Source organism: Agrobacterium sp. NPDC090283, assembly GCF_044769685.1.
In the GTDB taxonomy this organism is placed as follows: domain Bacteria; phylum Pseudomonadota; class Alphaproteobacteria; order Rhizobiales; family Rhizobiaceae; genus Agrobacterium.
The window spans coordinates 1-14,880 of the sequence record NZ_JBIVYG010000030.1 but is presented as its reverse complement, the minus strand read 5'-3'; the positions used below and the strand labels follow the sequence as shown (position 1 = coordinate 14,880).

Here is a 14,880-nt window from a genome sequence, read left to right as displayed (position 1 = left end):
CAAAGCCCCCCGGCCTGTCTGCAAATTACTGTCCCTCTTCGAGTATGTCGTAAGCCTGATGTCTCAAACAATAGATTGCGATGAGAAGAGAAGACCAGATAGGCCCGGTTCCGGTAAAGAAATTACTCTCTAAACACGAAGAAAGTAGCGCATACACCCAGATTCTTGCAAAAAGTCGGGTCAGGCCCGGATCCGTGCCCTTGCCCACCGCTGTGCGGAAATCGTTCGCGGGTATGATGACCAGCCAGATGACAGTGAGAATGAAGGCCGGCAAGCCGCCGTTCAGCAGGCTTTCAATATAGCCATTATGGGCATGGAAGGCTGTGACCGCCCAGGTGCCGGCAATATCGGCCTGCGACAGGAGCCGGTCGCTCGCCCAGAATGCCTGGAACCCCTGCCCGAAGATCGGTGACTGCGCGAAGGTGTCGAAGGACAGGCGCCATATGTCCGTCCGGCCGGTGAAAGTGGAATCGATGCCCAGGCTCTCGACAAAATTCTGTATGCTCGGAAAATAGGTGGAGCCGACCGCGGATATGTTGATGAAGGCCAGAAGACCGCCGATCATCAGCAGGGTGCGGTGGGCATGCCTTTCCATGATCCAGATCAGCGCCACCGTGACGGGCAACAGCATGGCCGCGGTTTTTCCGTTGGTCTTCCAGAGGAAGAAGCCGGCCAGCAGCGTGATGGCGATGCCGCCCAGCGTCGACCAGGCATTGCGCAGGTAAAGCCCGATCATGAAGAGAATGATCATCGCCGGAGCGGCGGCATTCTTGTGATTGAAAATACCGCGCCAGTCACCCGCCAGCGCTTTTTCATCGAGATCATAGGGCTGATGGATCGAGCGCGAGCTGAGGAAGATCACACCGAGATAACACAGCGCCAGGAGAATGATGGCGAAGATGGCCATCATCCGGTCGAACTGCCGCCGGTCGCGCGGCATGACGACGAGGACGCTGGTGATGAAGCACAGGAGCGCCGTGAAGATCAGACGTTGCAGCGACGTGCCGGGCTGGGTTCCAACCACCGAGCAGATAGCCAGCCAGAAGAACAGCAGCAGAATGGGCAATCGCGGCCGCAGCAGAAGCCCCGTCAGCCGGTGGCGCAGTGCAAAAACGCCGAGAATCAATGCGATGACGAGGCCCGTCAGCTGGTTTGCGGCGGCGTGCGGCACGGGCGGTGCTGCAAGATTTTCGAAAGGCGCGACGGAAATCCAGATATAGAGCATGGTGGCGACGAAAAAAAACGCGTCGCGCCGGCCGCCGGCAAGGGATATGGCGCTGCCTTGCGCAGAGACGGGCTGCGTATCAGCCAAACGCGGCATGGTCGCCTGCATCGGAAATGGATAGTCGGATCATTGGCCTGCCTTGTGACGAACAACGAAACCCTTCTGAAACAGGGCCATGTCCAAATAACCATAAACAGTCATTATCATCATTATTATGCAATTGCTTTAACCCTCTCTTACCTCAAGGGGGATAAGACAGGATAAACTGCCATTCATTCGGGTCGCGGACTTTCACTTTATTGGCCGGTTGCGGCTTTTTCAGTTCGCCAGATTTTAAAAGCAGCGCAGTCATTTTTGAATTCGCCCGGCACTGCCGGAAAACATGGAGAATGAGGTGTCGTTCAATACGCCGCGGCTCGGCCATCTAGTCAGACTGGGATTGACCTACATGGCGTCCGGCGGAGCGCTCCTCATGTCCAGCGCCGCCCAGCTCCTGACCTTCGCGCTGCTTGCCCGCCATCTCGGTGTCGAACAATTTGCGCTTTACGCCTCCATCACGGCCGTTACCAATCTCGGCGTCCAGATCTGCGGCATCGGTTCGCAGGAATCGCTGATCCGCCGTGTCGCGCAGGATCGCAGCATGTTTCCCGTCATGCTCGGCCACAGCTATCTGTTAAGCGCCGCGACAGGCGTTGTACTGACGATCATCGGCATGGTGACGATCCCGGTCTTTTTCCCGACCTCGGAAACATTGCTGCACACGCTGATCACCACCTTCCTGATCCTGTTCACCAACCTCGTTCTCCTGAAGGTCATCTCGCTTTCCACGCAGAGCTTCATCGCCCATTCCGATTTCGGCTCCGCCAACAAGCTGGAAGTGATGTTCGCCGTCGCTCGCACCATTGCCGCCGTGGTCGCCTGCCTCATTTTCAAGGTGGAGACGGTTGAGGCCTGGGCGTTGTGGAACCTCGCCGCCCACACCATTGCGGCCGTGATTTCGGTCAAGGCGATAGCAAGACTCGGCAGCCCGGTGTTCCGCATCGTGCGTGAGGAAATCCGCATCGGCATCCTGTTTTCCACCCAGTTCCTGTTCAAGGCGGTGCGCGGCAATGCCGATATTCTCGTTCTCGGCGCCATTGCCAGCGCCGAGGTGCTCGGCAGCTATTCCATCGCCCGGCGTATTCTCGACAGTTCCTATCTCTCCGTCGAGGCCCTCAACCGGCTGATCTATCCCGGCTCGGCTTCCGCCGCCCTGCAAGGCATCACCAAGACCATAGAGCGCGCCTATAATGTGCTGAAGGCTGCACTTTTCATCGCCACCGGCAGTGCGCTCGTCATTTTCATCATCGCTCCCTTCCTGCCGCTTTTGTTCGGCGATGAATATGTCTCGCTGCCGATCATCACCCGCGTGCTTTGCTGGGCGGTTCTGCCGATGGCCGTTGCCGCCACCGCGCTTGAGGCGCTCGGCGCATCCGGACGGCAGGATATTCGCGCCAAGATATGGAACAGCGGCAATCTCATCGGCTCCGTCGTCGTCGCCTTCTTCACCTGGTCCTTCAGCATTTCCGGAACGATCGGCAGCTATTTCATGGTGGAAACCGCCATCGCCGCCGCCGTATGGATCGCGCTGCTGCGCCTGCGGCGCAATGAAGAGGTTTTCGCGCCAGCAAAATAGGAGCTAGCGTCAGGACACATCTGGGGGCCGACTCCCTCTAATAGAGCCCGTAGGGGAAATAACGCCGGTAAATTTCCTCCAGCCGGCCGTTGCGGGAAAGGGCGGCCAGCGCCTGATCGAAAGCCGGAACGAGCACGTTGTCGGGATCGACGGTCATGATGGACAGACCTTCGCCCAGAAACCTGTCGGACATATAGGGACCGCCGAAGAGCGCGCAGCAGCCTTCGGAAGCGCTTCCCGAAACCCAGAACGGCAGGCGCAGACCATCGGCGAAGATGGCGTCCACCTTGCCTTTCTTCAGCGCGTCATACATCGGCTCGTAACCATCGAAACCTTCAGCCGTGGCCTTTGGAAAGAATGCCTTCAGCATCTGTTCGTGCCGCGAGCCGGCAACCACGCCCACCTTCTTTCCCGAAAGCGCATCGGCACCGGAGCCGGTGAATTTCGCCGCCTTGTTCACCGCAAGACGGGCGGGCATCAAGAGATAGGGCCGCGAGAAGGTAAAACTCTTGCGCAGGTCGGCGGTGGTGGCGAGACCGGAAATCACCGCTTCGCCCTCACCCATTTCCAAAGCCGCCTCCAGCTCGTCAAACGGCAGCGCCTGCACCTGGCATTTGCTCTCGACCTTCAGTTGCGCACAGATTTCACGCACCAGATCGACATGGAAACCCGCAAGCCGGCCTTCCTGATCGGTAAAATTGAAGGGCGGGAAATCGACCGACATCAGAAATCTGATGCGAGGTACGGAAGAAAGATCGCCGCCCGGAAACCGCTCCTGCGCATCGAACAGCACCGGCATCCGGTTTCCGTCGGACAGACCCTCCGCACGCGCATCGCTAAAAAAACCGGTAAATTGTAAAGCGAAAGCTAAAGTAAATCCGAGACTTATATTCCGCGTTACATTCGTCATTCTCATCTATACTATCCGTAACAGGAAGTGGGCGTTACCATGACGGCGGCGGCGATGCATGGATTATTTTAGGCAATATACACGAGATTCGTTTCGCACGACGCCGACGACACGAAAAATTGCACTTTCCCATACCCGTGAAAATCCGCTTTTGGCCACTTCCGAACAGGACCAGGCCGGACAAGCCCGCTTTCTCTCTTCGCTGGGATTTGGCAGGCCCTATATCGAAGCATTCGAGCAACGGGCGCTGGAAAATGGCTCGACTGTGGAAGACGAGTTGCTGGCAAGCGGTCTCGTCACGGTGGATGCCTATTTCGGCGCTTTCGCGAGATTTCTGCGATTGCCGTTTCTCCCGGAAATCGGACCCGACCGGGTGACGGACTTGAACAAGCTGGACACTCAGCTCTCCCAGCCAAGGTTCCTGCGGCTGACGCCGCTCAACGGCACGCCGACGTTGCTGATCGTGCCGGAACTGGCGCGGATGGCATCGCTGAAAAACATGCTGGATCAGCGTCCGCGTCTTCTCGACGAATGTGCCGTGACCACGCCACAAGCGATACGCAGCGCAATCTGGAAAGCGGGCGAGGCCCGCCGCCTGGCGGAAACCCAGCAGCGGCTTTTCAACACGGCGCCGCAGCATTCCGCCAGGATCACGCTTCACGGCCAGCAGGGTTTTTGCAGCGGCGTTCTCCTTACCCTGCTCATTTTGTCGCTGCTGTTCTATACGGAAGCGGCATTTGCCTATCTGCATGTCACCCTGACGATGCTTTACCTCCTTACCCTGCTTTTCAGGCTGTTCGCGCTCGTCCAAGTACCCGCGGAGAACGACACGAAAACCATCCCGCCTCTTCAGCGGGAAAAAGAGTTGCCCATCTATACCGTTCTGGTGGCGCTTTACCGGGAAGAGGCCGTCGTCGGGCAACTCATTGGCGCATTGGAACGTCTGGACTGGCCGAAATCCCGGCTCGACATCAAGCTTGTCTGCGAGGCCGACGACGGCGCGACAATCGAGGCAATACAGCGAACAAATCCCGGCCCGCATATGGAGGTCGTCAAGGTGCCGCCTTCCCTGCCGCGCACCAAGCCAAAGGCCCTGACTTACGCGCTTTCCGGCGCACGCGGCGCATTCGTTGTCATCTATGACGCCGAAGACCGGCCCCATGCGCAACAATTGCGCGAAGCCTATGCCACCTTCCGCAACGCGCCGGAGGAGGTTGCCTGCCTGCAGGCGCCGCTTATTGTCAGCAACGCTTCTTCCTCCTGGCTCAGCGCCTGTTTCGCATTGGAATATTCCGGCCTTTTCCGCTGCATGCTGCCTGCGCTTGCCGCACACGGGTTGCCATTGCCACTTGGCGGCACCTCCAATCATTTCCGAACCGCCGTGCTGCGACAGGCCGGTGCCTGGGATCCCTATAATGTCACTGAGGACGCCGATCTTGGCCTGAGGTTGCATCGGCTCGGTTATCGTTGTGGCGTCATCCGACGGCAGACGCTGGAGGATGCGCCGACCTCGCTACCCGTGTGGCTGAACCAGCGAACACGCTGGTACAAGGGCTGGCTGCAAAGCTGGCTGGTTTTGACCCGTGCGCCCTTTGCGACCGCACGTGACATGGGGTGGATTGCCTATATGGTTTTTCAGCTGCTGATCGGCGGCATGCTTCTGTCGTCTCTGGCCCATCCCCTGCTCTTCGTTTCCCTGGCACTCATGGCCCTCGCCATCCGGGAAAACGGCGTCGATCTGCTGCTCACCTGGCAGGGTCTTCTGTTTTTTATCGATGCGCTGAATATCGTCGGAAGCTACACGATCTTCGTGCTGATGGGCAGAAGCAGAATGATCGCCTATGAGAAAAGGCATGTCGGAAAGCGGTGGCTGGCAATGCCCGCATATTGGCTGATCTTGTCCGTCGCGGCCTGGCGGGCCGTGGTGGAGCTCAAAACCAAACCCTTCGCATGGAACAAGACGCCACATATGCCAGCCGTCAAAAATACCACGTGACCCGGTATTTTCGACAGCAGCCAAACAAGCCCTAATACTTCCTCTGTCAACCGCGACGGCGTTTCACGATTTCGGTCACGCTTCTGCTGCCGGCAAAACCGCTTCAGGCATTGCATCGCCACCGTCACCGAAATACGAAAAGCTCACGCCTTGCCGAACGAAGCGCCTCCTTCGGCAAGGTCCGTCATTTCATCCTGAAGGCGACCGAACCGCTCTACTTGGTAACGAGCTTGTTCTTGATCAGGCCGACGATGATCTGCACGATCAGACCGCCGACACCACCGCCAACGAGCTGACCGGCGAGAGCGCCGATATCGACGCCGCCGGCTGCCGCACCTCCCGCCGCGCCGAGCAGCGATCCGAGCACGGTTCCGCCGCCGAGACCACCGATGGCGCCGGCAATCAGATTGCCGAGCGAACCAAGATCGGAGTCCTTCACTATCTTTCCGCCTGCCGTGCCGCCTACCGCACCGCCGACGATTTGGGCCAATATCGAAGCAAGATCCATCTCATCCTCCTCAGTCGTTTCCCCGACCATTCGAGGAAACAAACCCTCTTATTCACGTCTGCGCAGGTTGAACCGAACCGGCATGGCCGGCCTTCTCTTCCTCGCCGAAGATTTTCCAGATCACGGCCCCGATGGCGCCGCCGAGGATCGGAGCGAGCCAGAACAGCCAGAGCTGCTGCAGCGCCCACCCGCCAACGAACAATGCCTGTCCCGTGGAGCGGGCCGGATTGACGGATGTATTGGTGACCGGAATGGAAATCAGATGAATAAGGGTGAGAGCAAGACCGATGGCGATCGGCGCGAAGCCGGCCGGAACTCTGCCATGCGTTGAGCCCAGAATGACGATCAGGAAAAATGCCGTCAGGATGACTTCGATCAGCAGCGCCGAAACGAGAGAATATCCGCCCGGCGAATGCTCGCCATAGCCATTGGCGGCAAAACCGCCGATGTCAGCCCCCGCCTTGCCGGTGAGGATGACATAAAGCGCCGCAGCCGCGACGATCGCCCCCACGACCTGAGCCACGATATAAGGCAAGAGGTTCGCTGCCGGGAATTTGCCGGCAACCGTGAGGCCGACTGAAACGGCTGGATTGAAGTGGCCACCTGAAATGCCGCCAACCGCATAGGCCATGGTCAGAACCGTCAGACCAAAAGCGAAAGCGACACCAAGGAATCCGATGCCGAGCTCGGGAAAGGCGGCGGCAAAAACCGCACTGCCGCATCCTCCGAACACGAGCCAAAAGGTTCCCAGAAATTCCGAAAGAAGTTTGCGACTCATAACACTTCCCCTATGTTACGACTGCATCAACTATTACGTGCAATTTAATCGTAGTCAAGCTAAATTGCATATTCGCGCGACGAGCGACACGATGGCGGCTGAACGCGGCAGAGGAAGAGTTTCAGACGCTTTGAAAATGGAGCGGGTGAAGGGAATCGAATTACTTATACAAATAATTGAAATATAACCATAAATTTTCTTATTATATGATTTTACCGCACAATGTACCGTAAATATATTGGATGTTATTGGACGATACCTCGCCCGTTGGATCTTAACAGTACCCGTCAAACTAGCTGCGCGCCGCGCTGCATTACTTCCATGAATCAGATAGTCTTATCCCGTTCACCAAAGTAGGCGGGATAGCATGGTCGACGTTAAAGATGTGATTGAATCAAAAGAGATGCGAGATGTCATCACCGCTCTCCATGCGCTGAAACGGCGATGGGCTCCTGAGCATCAAGCAACCGATCACATCCGCCCAACTGTCCTTGCGCTTGTCGGCAAATACAAAGCCAAGGAAATCTTAGAGGTGCTGCTCGACAACCATGAGTATTACCCCGGCTACAAGGAAGTTTTAGCCGCAAGTTTCGGCGGGTGGCTGATCGTGCCCCGAGAACGTCGCGTGCGAGAAATTCTCATGGTGCACGCAGCTCTTGACCACATGCATGATGCGGAATGGAAGTTGGGTTACGCCGAGTTGAGTTTGGAGAGAGACATAACAGCTCGATACATCCTCACAAGCTTGGACTTTTTGATCGAGATTTATGACGGCTTGGGTGGCTATCAAGCTTTCGCACAAAATCCGTCTTTCGAGCTACTCTGGATAACATTTGAGCGGGATGAAAAATCGATAAATACCTGTGTCCTCGCCATGCGTTTTCTTCATCATGCTATTGATCGATCCAGTGCAAGAGGCCGCCCATTTCTTCCGAGCCTCAGCAAAGCAGTCCTCATGTTGGATGTGCTGAAAGATAAAAACCCCTCCTTCCCTTACAAAGAAAAATACGTCTCGCGGTCGTTGCTTCATCAACGATGGAGCCAGAACAAGCAAACATTGGCGCTGCTGTATGCCGCCTCAACAATCCGCATAAACCGAAAAACGTTGCTGCAACTCATTCTAGATGGCTTCTTCTCTTATCAAAACCACCAGCCCTACCTCGACACTTGGATGCGCCGCACTCGCTATGTTGCCGCTCACGTCTTTGGACGGATGACCGACACTGATCTCGAACGGAAGACCATGCGCCTCGTTGGCGACGGGCCAGCCACCGCTTTTGCACCTGCCAAGCTTATCGATATAGAGGCTGCATCTTTCAATGAAATTTTTCAAAAGATAATCAAAGACTAAACACAAACAGATTGTCCATTTTTGGCTACCATGTCCATGGACACGCACAGAATTTTAAATCGATAAATTTCGCGTCAATCTTTCTCCGTCATCAAGATCGAAAGGACGAAAGACATGAAGCACATACGTTTTCAAAACGACAAACTGCACGAGCGCAGTGTACCGCCGACCTTCCCGCAAACGGGATTTGTACGCCTCAACCAGATTGTTGGCCCCAGCGGCCCGCTGCCAATCAGCAAGTCAGGTTTCTGGGCGGGCGTCAAAAACGGCAAATTTCCAAAACCGCTCAAAATCTCGCCAAGGGTCACCGTATGGAAAGCCGAGGATATTCATAACCTACTGCGTGAAATCGAGAGGGGAGGCAAATAACATGTCTACTTCTTCCTCAAAAAATCGCAGCGCAGCGCCTGAAGCTAAGTTGAAGGAAAAATCGGATAATCCGAAATCGAAAGACCTATCGGTGTTTGAGATGAACAGTGCTGTTTCGAAGTTGCAATTCCGATATTTCAGTCGGGAAAGGGGCTATAGGCAAGGAGTGTGTGAGGATATTGCCACGGCTTGCGATCTTGGCTTGAAGTTGAAAAAGAACGCCAAGCTCTGGAAAGCTTTCTGCAATCGTTCGCCGAACAGCATCGGCAAGCCAAAAGAAACCGAGCAGGACGACGCTGTCCGGTGGGTTCTGAAGTACATGGTGGGCCCGGGCGAGGATGCGCAGAAAAGGGCAAGCTTCTACTTTCGCGCCGCGGGGCCTTTGGTTGAAAAAGGTTTTTCGGGGAACGACCTAGCAGTCAAACTCAACAATAAGGGCCTGAAGGCACTGGCAGACAAACACGCAAACAAAAACAAGACTGCGCGTGAAGAGAAGTCCAATAAGCGCTCCAAAACGCACGCGTTGCCTGCTAGTTCTTCGAACGCGACCGATCAGGGCGTTGTCTCCGAAAAGGCAAAAGCCCTAGACCGGTCTCCTGTTTCCGATAAAGACAAGGCATTTGCAGCAGAGAACGATTTGACCATCGTACATGCGGACTTACTGATCAAAAAATCAGCGAAGGCCTTCAGGCGTCTGCCGCAGGGCGAGCTGTTCAAGATGAAATGTGAGATCATCACGATTGGCCCCGCCACGAGCATTCTTGTTCGCTCGATCAAGCACAAGAAAGCGTAACCGCCTCCAGACGGTCCACCAATCACGTACGCCAACTAGTCAATTCGCGCTTCGACTTCGGAAGAACAATAACCTCTTCCGGGGTCGCTCTCTTTCTATCTACTGACTTCAGAGTATATGCCGCGGCCCGTGCCAGCGTCTTTTCGATGGGCGTGACATGAATGCGGGAAAGGGGCGCAGTCTTGCCAATCAGGAAACTAGTTGGTGCGTTCGCGATAAGGTCCGTTACTCGGCGTCCGGTACGCGCATTCGGCGGCACCATTGCCAGTACGTGAATATGCATCCCGTCGTTGATTGCGCTGTCCGATGTGGACCAGCCAGACAGCTTCCGCACTGGCCAGTCGTAACTGGCAAGCCAGAATGGCATCTGAATACTCGGGGTCTTATAGGGCCGTTTGATGAGGCGGGTCAGTACGCGAACATAAAGCTGCTCCACCGTGTAACGCATCTGGGCCTTCTTGGCTTTTTCATTGCCGCTTAGCGCATTGAACATCAGCGTGAGCATATAACTTTCCCAACCGCCTGCTGTTCTCTCTTCAACCATTTGCGTATAGCCATCGAGTATCTGTTGGGTACTCATAGTGTTGGTTCCTTCGTTTGGTTATTGTGAGGTTGATTGTGTGTGTGAGTGTTTGTCTGTAGGTAATTTGGGTACAGCTTCCCCATATGCCTGTACCCTCGCGAGCGCGGCATTGATGTCTCCAGATGGAGCAAGACCTGCCATGCGTGGAGATTCCCCGCACTAGCGTTTTGGCCTGCAAATGTAATTGGCGTTATGCCGACCGTTATTTACGGCGACGTCTCTAGGGAGTTTTTGCAGCTGGCGGCGGACTCGCAGGCGCGGATAAGCGCTGACCTGCGGTTTCTCTGAAAAAGCCGAAACGGCAATTTAGATAAAATTTACGCTAAATCTTATCGGTTTGAACCGATCCGCCCATGCTACGTTTCACGCAAGTCAAAACGGGAGCCCGGTTGCGATGATCTGGAATTTGGAGAAGCTCGAACAGGAACGTCTCGACCTCATTGAGGTCATAGACAATCTCAAAAGGTGGGAACGTTTCTCGATAGATGATCGGCATATCATCTCATTGCAGATAACTGCACATATGCTGCGACTCAGCGAACTCGATGAGGACTTGGCACAGCTGCGAGGTCAGGAACATTCCAATTCGGACTGTCTGGCCGCTATCTGACGATGGTGAAAGCATTTACAAGTAGTGAAAGCTACAGGCTTCCTCGATGTAAGGAATTTGGGTGGTCATGCCTTTTTAGAATTCAGTTTGACGAAAAGCACCACCTCTTTCAACAACCCTATCAGCTCCGGCATTATCAACCGATAATAGACGACAAGTCCGTGACGTCGCGTTTCAACAACACCCGCCTCGCGCATTTTTGCGAGATGCTGAGAAAGCGCTGATTGCGATAAATCGACTTGATGGGCCAACTGCTTGACGCTATGCTCATTCTTGGACAGTGCCAGCACGACCTCGACGCGCTTTGCGTTCGACAGGATGTTGAGCACCTCGCCACACCGTTGGAAATATTCGGCGTTCTTGTCTTCAACCGCTCTATGCATACTGCCTCGGCCCCACAGATTTCCATGGGTTTCGTCATAACATTTGCGTGTGTTTCCGTCTTTTCGAAAGTGCAGAATTGTCCCTGTAGGCCGATCCGGCACAGATCGACAATGGGCGTTGTCTCGTTCTTGGCTCATTCAAAATCTCTTTGAGATTAGCGGTTTCAATATGAATTTCTAAAAATCTAGAAACTTGATTGCCTAGTAGGATGCCGGCTTCTTCGGCAGCAATCACTCAGCCACGGTGTTCCACGACCGCTTACGGTTGAGTTGCCATAAAACCATAAAGGCCATCGAGCTGAGGATGCCAAGAACCGCAAAGACCGCCTCTGCCCCCATCCCCGCCATGAGCGCAGCCAAAACCGGCGGTGCCAGTGCGTTGATCAAATTCATTGGCAAGGCAATGGTTGCCATTGCGGCGGCATAGTCGGATTTCTCGAAGAAAACGAGCGGCATGGTGGCGCGGGCAACAGCGAAAGCCCCACTTCCCACGCCGTAGATCACGAGAAAACCAGCCACCGACAGGAAGCCTTGACCACCTATCCACATTACAGCAAGACCGATGGGTATCATTGCGCCGGACACGATCCCCGTGGATAACCCGTCCCATTGTTGCCCACCCAGCAAGTCAATCACACGTCCTCCGACTTTGAAGAGCCCCAGAAGCGATGCAATCGCGACCGCTTTGGCAAGGTCCATTCCTGTTGCCTGCAAGAGCTGAATACCTACAGCCTCGATGCCAAACGTCACGAAGCTGTTCAAAGCGATGGCGGTCACAAGAAGGGCGAAGACAGGACCCTTGCGAGCAGTTCTTTTGTTGATGGCCGCTGCGGCCCCAGTTCCAGTGGCCGGCAGGACGATTAAAACCAGCGGGCAGACAACAAAAGCCATGATACCGGCATAGATAAGAACTGTTGCACGCCAGCCAACCACACCATCGAGAAAAGCGGTAATGGGCCAGAAGACGCTACCGGCCAGACCGGTTACCAACATCAATGTGCCAATAAGGCTCCGCGCGCGATCCTCCGCATAATCCGCAATATAGGCGTAGGCAGATGTCGTCAGGAACATTGAGCCTGCAATTCCGACCAGCATCCAGGCTGCCCAGAACACCAACAGGTCAGCAGAAAGCGCGAGCAGGCACTGCCCTGCCGCGATGACCCCGGCTCCCGCAGCCATGACGGAACGCGGTCCAAATCTTCGAAACGCTTGCCCTGTCCAAGGGGCTGCAAGACCCATCGCGACGAACATCACAGAGGTTCCGATAAAGACCATTGGCAACGAGGTTCGGAATTCGGTCGCCACTGTCGTCGCGATCACAGGCAAAACGCTCACCACACCCCAGCCGGTGATCTGGGTCAGCGCAAGGAGGAATAACACAAAGAGGTGACGTTGCATTGTTCACTCGTAGAGCCGAAGTGTGACGCTCAGATAACAACCACGGCACCATCAAATCTCTGGCCGTAGACGCTCAGACTTGGGGGAGATCGCTTCGAATTGGCGCGAAATACCGGTTCAGCTCACGAGAGCGTCTCGGTCAAGGCGCGTCGACGGTAGGCGAGTTCGCTAAAACGGAAGTTTGGATGTTGATTGGATCGATCTTTTTCCGCTTTGCCCAATCACTCAGGTTTGGCGGCCGATAGTCGACGTTGTCCCGCCATCGTTCAAAAACTGAAACGTCAATTGTTTCATTGACTCTAGTGTGGGTGCCCGTCGGCCCTACAAACGGTTCAGGTGCAACAGGGCGATAACTTCTCTTGCTCACGCAGGAATAGGCGCCTTTTAGGAACTCCTTATAGGAATCCGAAACCGGGCCCAAATGCTCGTCACCCTCCAGCTCAAGTTCATTGCGAAAAGCCAGTCCAAGATTAGACGCTTTTTGCATCATCCACCTCAGCGGGATCTGGGCAAGCGTATCGTTAAAACAACCGCCGCCGACGTTCGCATGAGCACCGACGAACCAGCGCTGTTCAACACTCTCTATCGACCTCATTTGCGCCGCGGCGCTTCCAGCCTTGCTTCTAATTGTCCAAGGCGTAGGTGCGAACTTCGCTCGATGTTCGTCAATCGCAAGCGCATGAAACCCGTGCCTGACCGGTATGCGAAGGCCTGTATGATGAAACTTCAGTGTAGAACTGCTGACGCCGGCGAGGCTAAAAGCGGGAACGCCGAGCGCCCCCACGGTGTCCCAAACGCCGACCATTTCGATTGCCACCGGGCGGGAGTATTTCAGCATCCACCGCTCTTCAAGCGTGATGCTCTTGGGTTCAAACGTGGGAAGTTTATAGATCGTGCGGTCATCATCATTACGATACCGCTCATATAGCTGATCTACCCCCAATGCTCCTCCGGGTTTCAGAAGACCGCATATTGAAATGAAGCCCGCGAGGCTCCGGGCGGTGTGGGCTCCACGGCTGAAACCGAAGATGAAGATTTGGTCGCCATCTTCATAATTCTCGACAAGCCAGTTGTAAGCCTCTTGGACATTCTCGGTGAGGCCTTTGCCCCAACCGCCTCCGATGAAGCCATTTACCCCAGAATCATAGTAGCGAAGCTGTTGTAGGCCCTCGGCATCCTTGTCTGCGCAAAGAGAGCGGAGGCGCCAAACATTCGTGTTTGTACCGACTGCATTCCACGTTCCGTCTAAGAAGATCGCGAGCTTCTTTTTCGGTGACGAAGGCGGTGTGTTCAACAATTCCACGGTTCCTCTCCTACGACAGCTTTTTATACGCGACGCTCCTGAGTCGGACAAACCTACCGGATGAAAATCAACCTTGATGATGCGGCTGAGCGAACTGGACAAGGATTTGGTGCGTCTGCGCAGTAAGGAACATCCGGCAGGTATCGGGCTTAATGGGATACGAAGACTTGACCGTCTGGACCACCATAAGCTTCGTGAAACTTCTCTAACTCTTTGAGAAAAGAGTTTGCATAAAACCCTGAACGGACCGGGAACGCTCGACCATCAAATAAAAAACTCAGCACAGGTGACCGTTCGGGCTTCCGCTTCGGTCGCCATGTAACGACTGGAAAGAAACCCTTAATATATATTGTGTGGATTGACGTCACGTCCTGCCACGCAACAAAAACAGGCTTGCTTAACACGCGCCGAACCGTGAAACCTTCAGGGGCGAGAGTGACCTTGGAGCGCTTGAATACGCTAAAAATGCCAATCGTAGAAAACCAAGCAAACATTAAAGATATCAGGCCGAAGAAGATACCAGAAATATGACTCAAAGACGAAATAGAGAATAAGGCGAGTGTCATAGGAAGTAAAACGACCGTTACAAAAACGGAGAACCACCGGCTCGAATAATAAGTTTTTGTTTCCACAACACCCCACCAAAAAAGATGACTACCATTCTCTTGTTTTTGCCGGTGCGTCTGAAAAATTCAAGCCCACTCTTCGCGTTTTGCCGTAAGCCACGGTGAAGCGTGCAGCGTTATTCGGGGTGTCTCGAACAAACGCGGTGGTTCAAACATCGCGCATCACATACTGGGTAAAGGGAACAGCATCAGAATTTATGCGACTCCCAGATGAGCAAGTGCTCTACAGGTTCACGTTGTACGAACTCTGCCTCTACGTGCTTTAAAACATGGCGCTGTGAATAGCCCCAAGATTTGTAGACACCTTCTTTCCTAATTTTGAGGCAAGAAGAGCATCATGGGCAAATCGAATTTCAGCGAAGAGTTTAAGCG

General features: G+C 54.6%; 14 protein-coding genes. 6 read left to right on the top strand and 8 right to left on the bottom strand.

All coding sequences use genetic code 11. The features are described 5' to 3' along the window. Positions 1 to 25 precede the first annotated feature (25 nt). Positions 26 to 1,321: a Wzy-type polysaccharide biosynthesis protein UppY gene (uppY, locus tag ACIQUH_RS26565; RefSeq protein WP_400820915.1), complete on the bottom strand. Its 1,296-nt coding sequence runs from the start codon at positions 1,319 to 1,321 to the stop codon at positions 26 to 28. 286 nt (positions 1,322 to 1,607) lie between these two features. Between uppY and uppX the strand changes: the two genes are divergently transcribed. Continuing rightward, complete coding sequence (uppX, locus tag ACIQUH_RS26560) at positions 1,608 to 2,900, top strand: Wzx-type polysaccharide biosynthesis protein UppX (protein ID WP_400820912.1); 1,293 nt, start codon at positions 1,608 to 1,610, stop codon at positions 2,898 to 2,900. Between the two features lie 37 nt (positions 2,901 to 2,937). On the opposite strand, the gene ACIQUH_RS26555 is transcribed toward uppX, so the two are convergent. Then, positions 2,938 to 3,699: a transporter substrate-binding domain-containing protein gene (locus ACIQUH_RS26555; RefSeq protein WP_149744347.1), complete on the bottom strand. Its 762-nt coding sequence runs from the start codon at positions 3,697 to 3,699 to the stop codon at positions 2,938 to 2,940. Positions 3,700 to 3,868: 169 nt separating this feature from the next. Here ACIQUH_RS26555 and ACIQUH_RS26550 point away from each other — a divergent pair, with 169 nt between their 5' ends. Further along, a complete protein-coding gene (locus tag ACIQUH_RS26550; protein WP_400820909.1) occupies positions 3,869 to 5,806 on the top strand; it encodes a glycosyltransferase family 2 protein in 1,938 nt (645 codons plus the stop codon). Between the two features lie 214 nt (positions 5,807 to 6,020). On the opposite strand, the gene ACIQUH_RS26545 is transcribed toward ACIQUH_RS26550, so the two are convergent. Next, positions 6,021 to 6,314, bottom strand: coding sequence for a hypothetical protein (locus ACIQUH_RS26545; protein WP_400820907.1), 294 nt, complete (start codon positions 6,312 to 6,314; stop codon positions 6,021 to 6,023). A 52-nt stretch (positions 6,315 to 6,366) separates the two neighbouring features. Then, a complete protein-coding gene (aqpZ, locus tag ACIQUH_RS26540) occupies positions 6,367 to 7,092 on the bottom strand; it encodes an aquaporin Z (RefSeq protein ID WP_400820904.1) in 726 nt (241 codons plus the stop codon). Positions 7,093 to 7,459: 367 nt separating this feature from the next. On the opposite strand from aqpZ, the gene ACIQUH_RS26535 reads away from it, so the two are divergent. The 3 genes from ACIQUH_RS26535 (at position 7,460) to ACIQUH_RS26525 (ending at position 9,605) form a co-directional block, all read left to right on the top strand. After that, complete coding sequence (locus ACIQUH_RS26535; RefSeq protein ID WP_400820902.1) at positions 7,460 to 8,443, top strand: hypothetical protein; 984 nt, start codon at positions 7,460 to 7,462, stop codon at positions 8,441 to 8,443. Between the two features lie 114 nt (positions 8,444 to 8,557). After that, on the top strand, positions 8,558 to 8,812 hold the full coding sequence (locus tag ACIQUH_RS26530; protein ID WP_191217127.1) for an AlpA family phage regulatory protein: 255 nt from the start codon (positions 8,558 to 8,560) through the stop codon (positions 8,810 to 8,812). A 1-nt stretch (position 8,813) separates the two neighbouring features. Further along, positions 8,814 to 9,605: a hypothetical protein gene (locus tag ACIQUH_RS26525; protein WP_400820899.1), complete on the top strand. Its 792-nt coding sequence runs from the start codon at positions 8,814 to 8,816 to the stop codon at positions 9,603 to 9,605. A gap of 22 nt (positions 9,606 to 9,627) precedes the next feature. Here ACIQUH_RS26525 and ACIQUH_RS26520 read toward each other — a convergent pair whose 3' ends face one another. Beyond that, positions 9,628 to 10,185 (bottom strand): hypothetical protein, encoded by a 558-nt coding sequence (locus ACIQUH_RS26520; RefSeq protein WP_003519947.1) that lies wholly within the window; start codon positions 10,183 to 10,185, stop codon positions 9,628 to 9,630. Between the two features lie 397 nt (positions 10,186 to 10,582). On the opposite strand from ACIQUH_RS26520, the gene ACIQUH_RS26515 reads away from it, so the two are divergent. Then, positions 10,583 to 10,798: a hypothetical protein gene (locus ACIQUH_RS26515; protein WP_400820897.1), complete on the top strand. Its 216-nt coding sequence runs from the start codon at positions 10,583 to 10,585 to the stop codon at positions 10,796 to 10,798. Positions 10,799 to 10,863: 65 nt separating this feature from the next. Here ACIQUH_RS26515 and ACIQUH_RS26510 read toward each other — a convergent pair whose 3' ends face one another. From ACIQUH_RS26510 to ACIQUH_RS26500, 3 genes are all read right to left on the bottom strand, one after another. Continuing rightward, positions 10,864 to 11,319, bottom strand: a complete 456-nt coding sequence (locus tag ACIQUH_RS26510; RefSeq protein ID WP_400820894.1) for an ArsR/SmtB family transcription factor — start codon at positions 11,317 to 11,319, stop codon at positions 10,864 to 10,866. A 93-nt stretch (positions 11,320 to 11,412) separates the two neighbouring features. Continuing rightward, entirely contained in the window at positions 11,413 to 12,579 is a 1,167-nt protein-coding gene (locus ACIQUH_RS26505; protein WP_400820892.1) for an MFS transporter, read from the bottom strand. Between the two features lie 139 nt (positions 12,580 to 12,718). After that, positions 12,719 to 13,882: a DUF2235 domain-containing protein gene (locus tag ACIQUH_RS26500; protein ID WP_400820889.1), complete on the bottom strand. Its 1,164-nt coding sequence runs from the start codon at positions 13,880 to 13,882 to the stop codon at positions 12,719 to 12,721. Positions 13,883 to 14,880: the final 998 nt, after the last annotated feature.

Bases quoted from the DNA above. Each gene is read 5' to 3' on its own strand.
- ACIQUH_RS26555 (WP_149744347.1), bottom strand. From the start codon at position 3,699: ATGCCGGTGCTGTTCGATGCGCAGGAGCGGTTTCCGGGCGGCGATCTT.
- ACIQUH_RS26535 (WP_400820902.1), top strand. From the start codon at position 7,460: ATGGTCGACGTTAAAGATGTGATTGAATCAAAAGAGATGCGAGATGTC.
- uppY (WP_400820915.1), bottom strand. From the start codon at position 1,321: ATGCCGCGTTTGGCTGATACGCAGCCCGTCTCTGCGCAAGGCAGCGCC.
- uppX (WP_400820912.1), top strand. From the start codon at position 1,608: ATGGAGAATGAGGTGTCGTTCAATACGCCGCGGCTCGGCCATCTAGTC.
- ACIQUH_RS26530 (WP_191217127.1), top strand. From the start codon at position 8,558: ATGAAGCACATACGTTTTCAAAACGACAAACTGCACGAGCGCAGTGTA.
- ACIQUH_RS26550 (WP_400820909.1), top strand. From the start codon at position 3,869: ATGGATTATTTTAGGCAATATACACGAGATTCGTTTCGCACGACGCCG.
- ACIQUH_RS26525 (WP_400820899.1), top strand. From the start codon at position 8,814: ATGTCTACTTCTTCCTCAAAAAATCGCAGCGCAGCGCCTGAAGCTAAG.
- ACIQUH_RS26510 (WP_400820894.1), bottom strand. From the start codon at position 11,319: ATGAGCCAAGAACGAGACAACGCCCATTGTCGATCTGTGCCGGATCGG.
- ACIQUH_RS26520 (WP_003519947.1), bottom strand. From the start codon at position 10,185: ATGAGTACCCAACAGATACTCGATGGCTATACGCAAATGGTTGAAGAG.
- ACIQUH_RS26545 (WP_400820907.1), bottom strand. From the start codon at position 6,314: ATGGATCTTGCTTCGATATTGGCCCAAATCGTCGGCGGTGCGGTAGGC.
- ACIQUH_RS26515 (WP_400820897.1), top strand. From the start codon at position 10,583: ATGATCTGGAATTTGGAGAAGCTCGAACAGGAACGTCTCGACCTCATT.
- ACIQUH_RS26505 (WP_400820892.1), bottom strand. From the start codon at position 12,579: ATGCAACGTCACCTCTTTGTGTTATTCCTCCTTGCGCTGACCCAGATC.
- aqpZ (WP_400820904.1), bottom strand. From the start codon at position 7,092: ATGAGTCGCAAACTTCTTTCGGAATTTCTGGGAACCTTTTGGCTCGTG.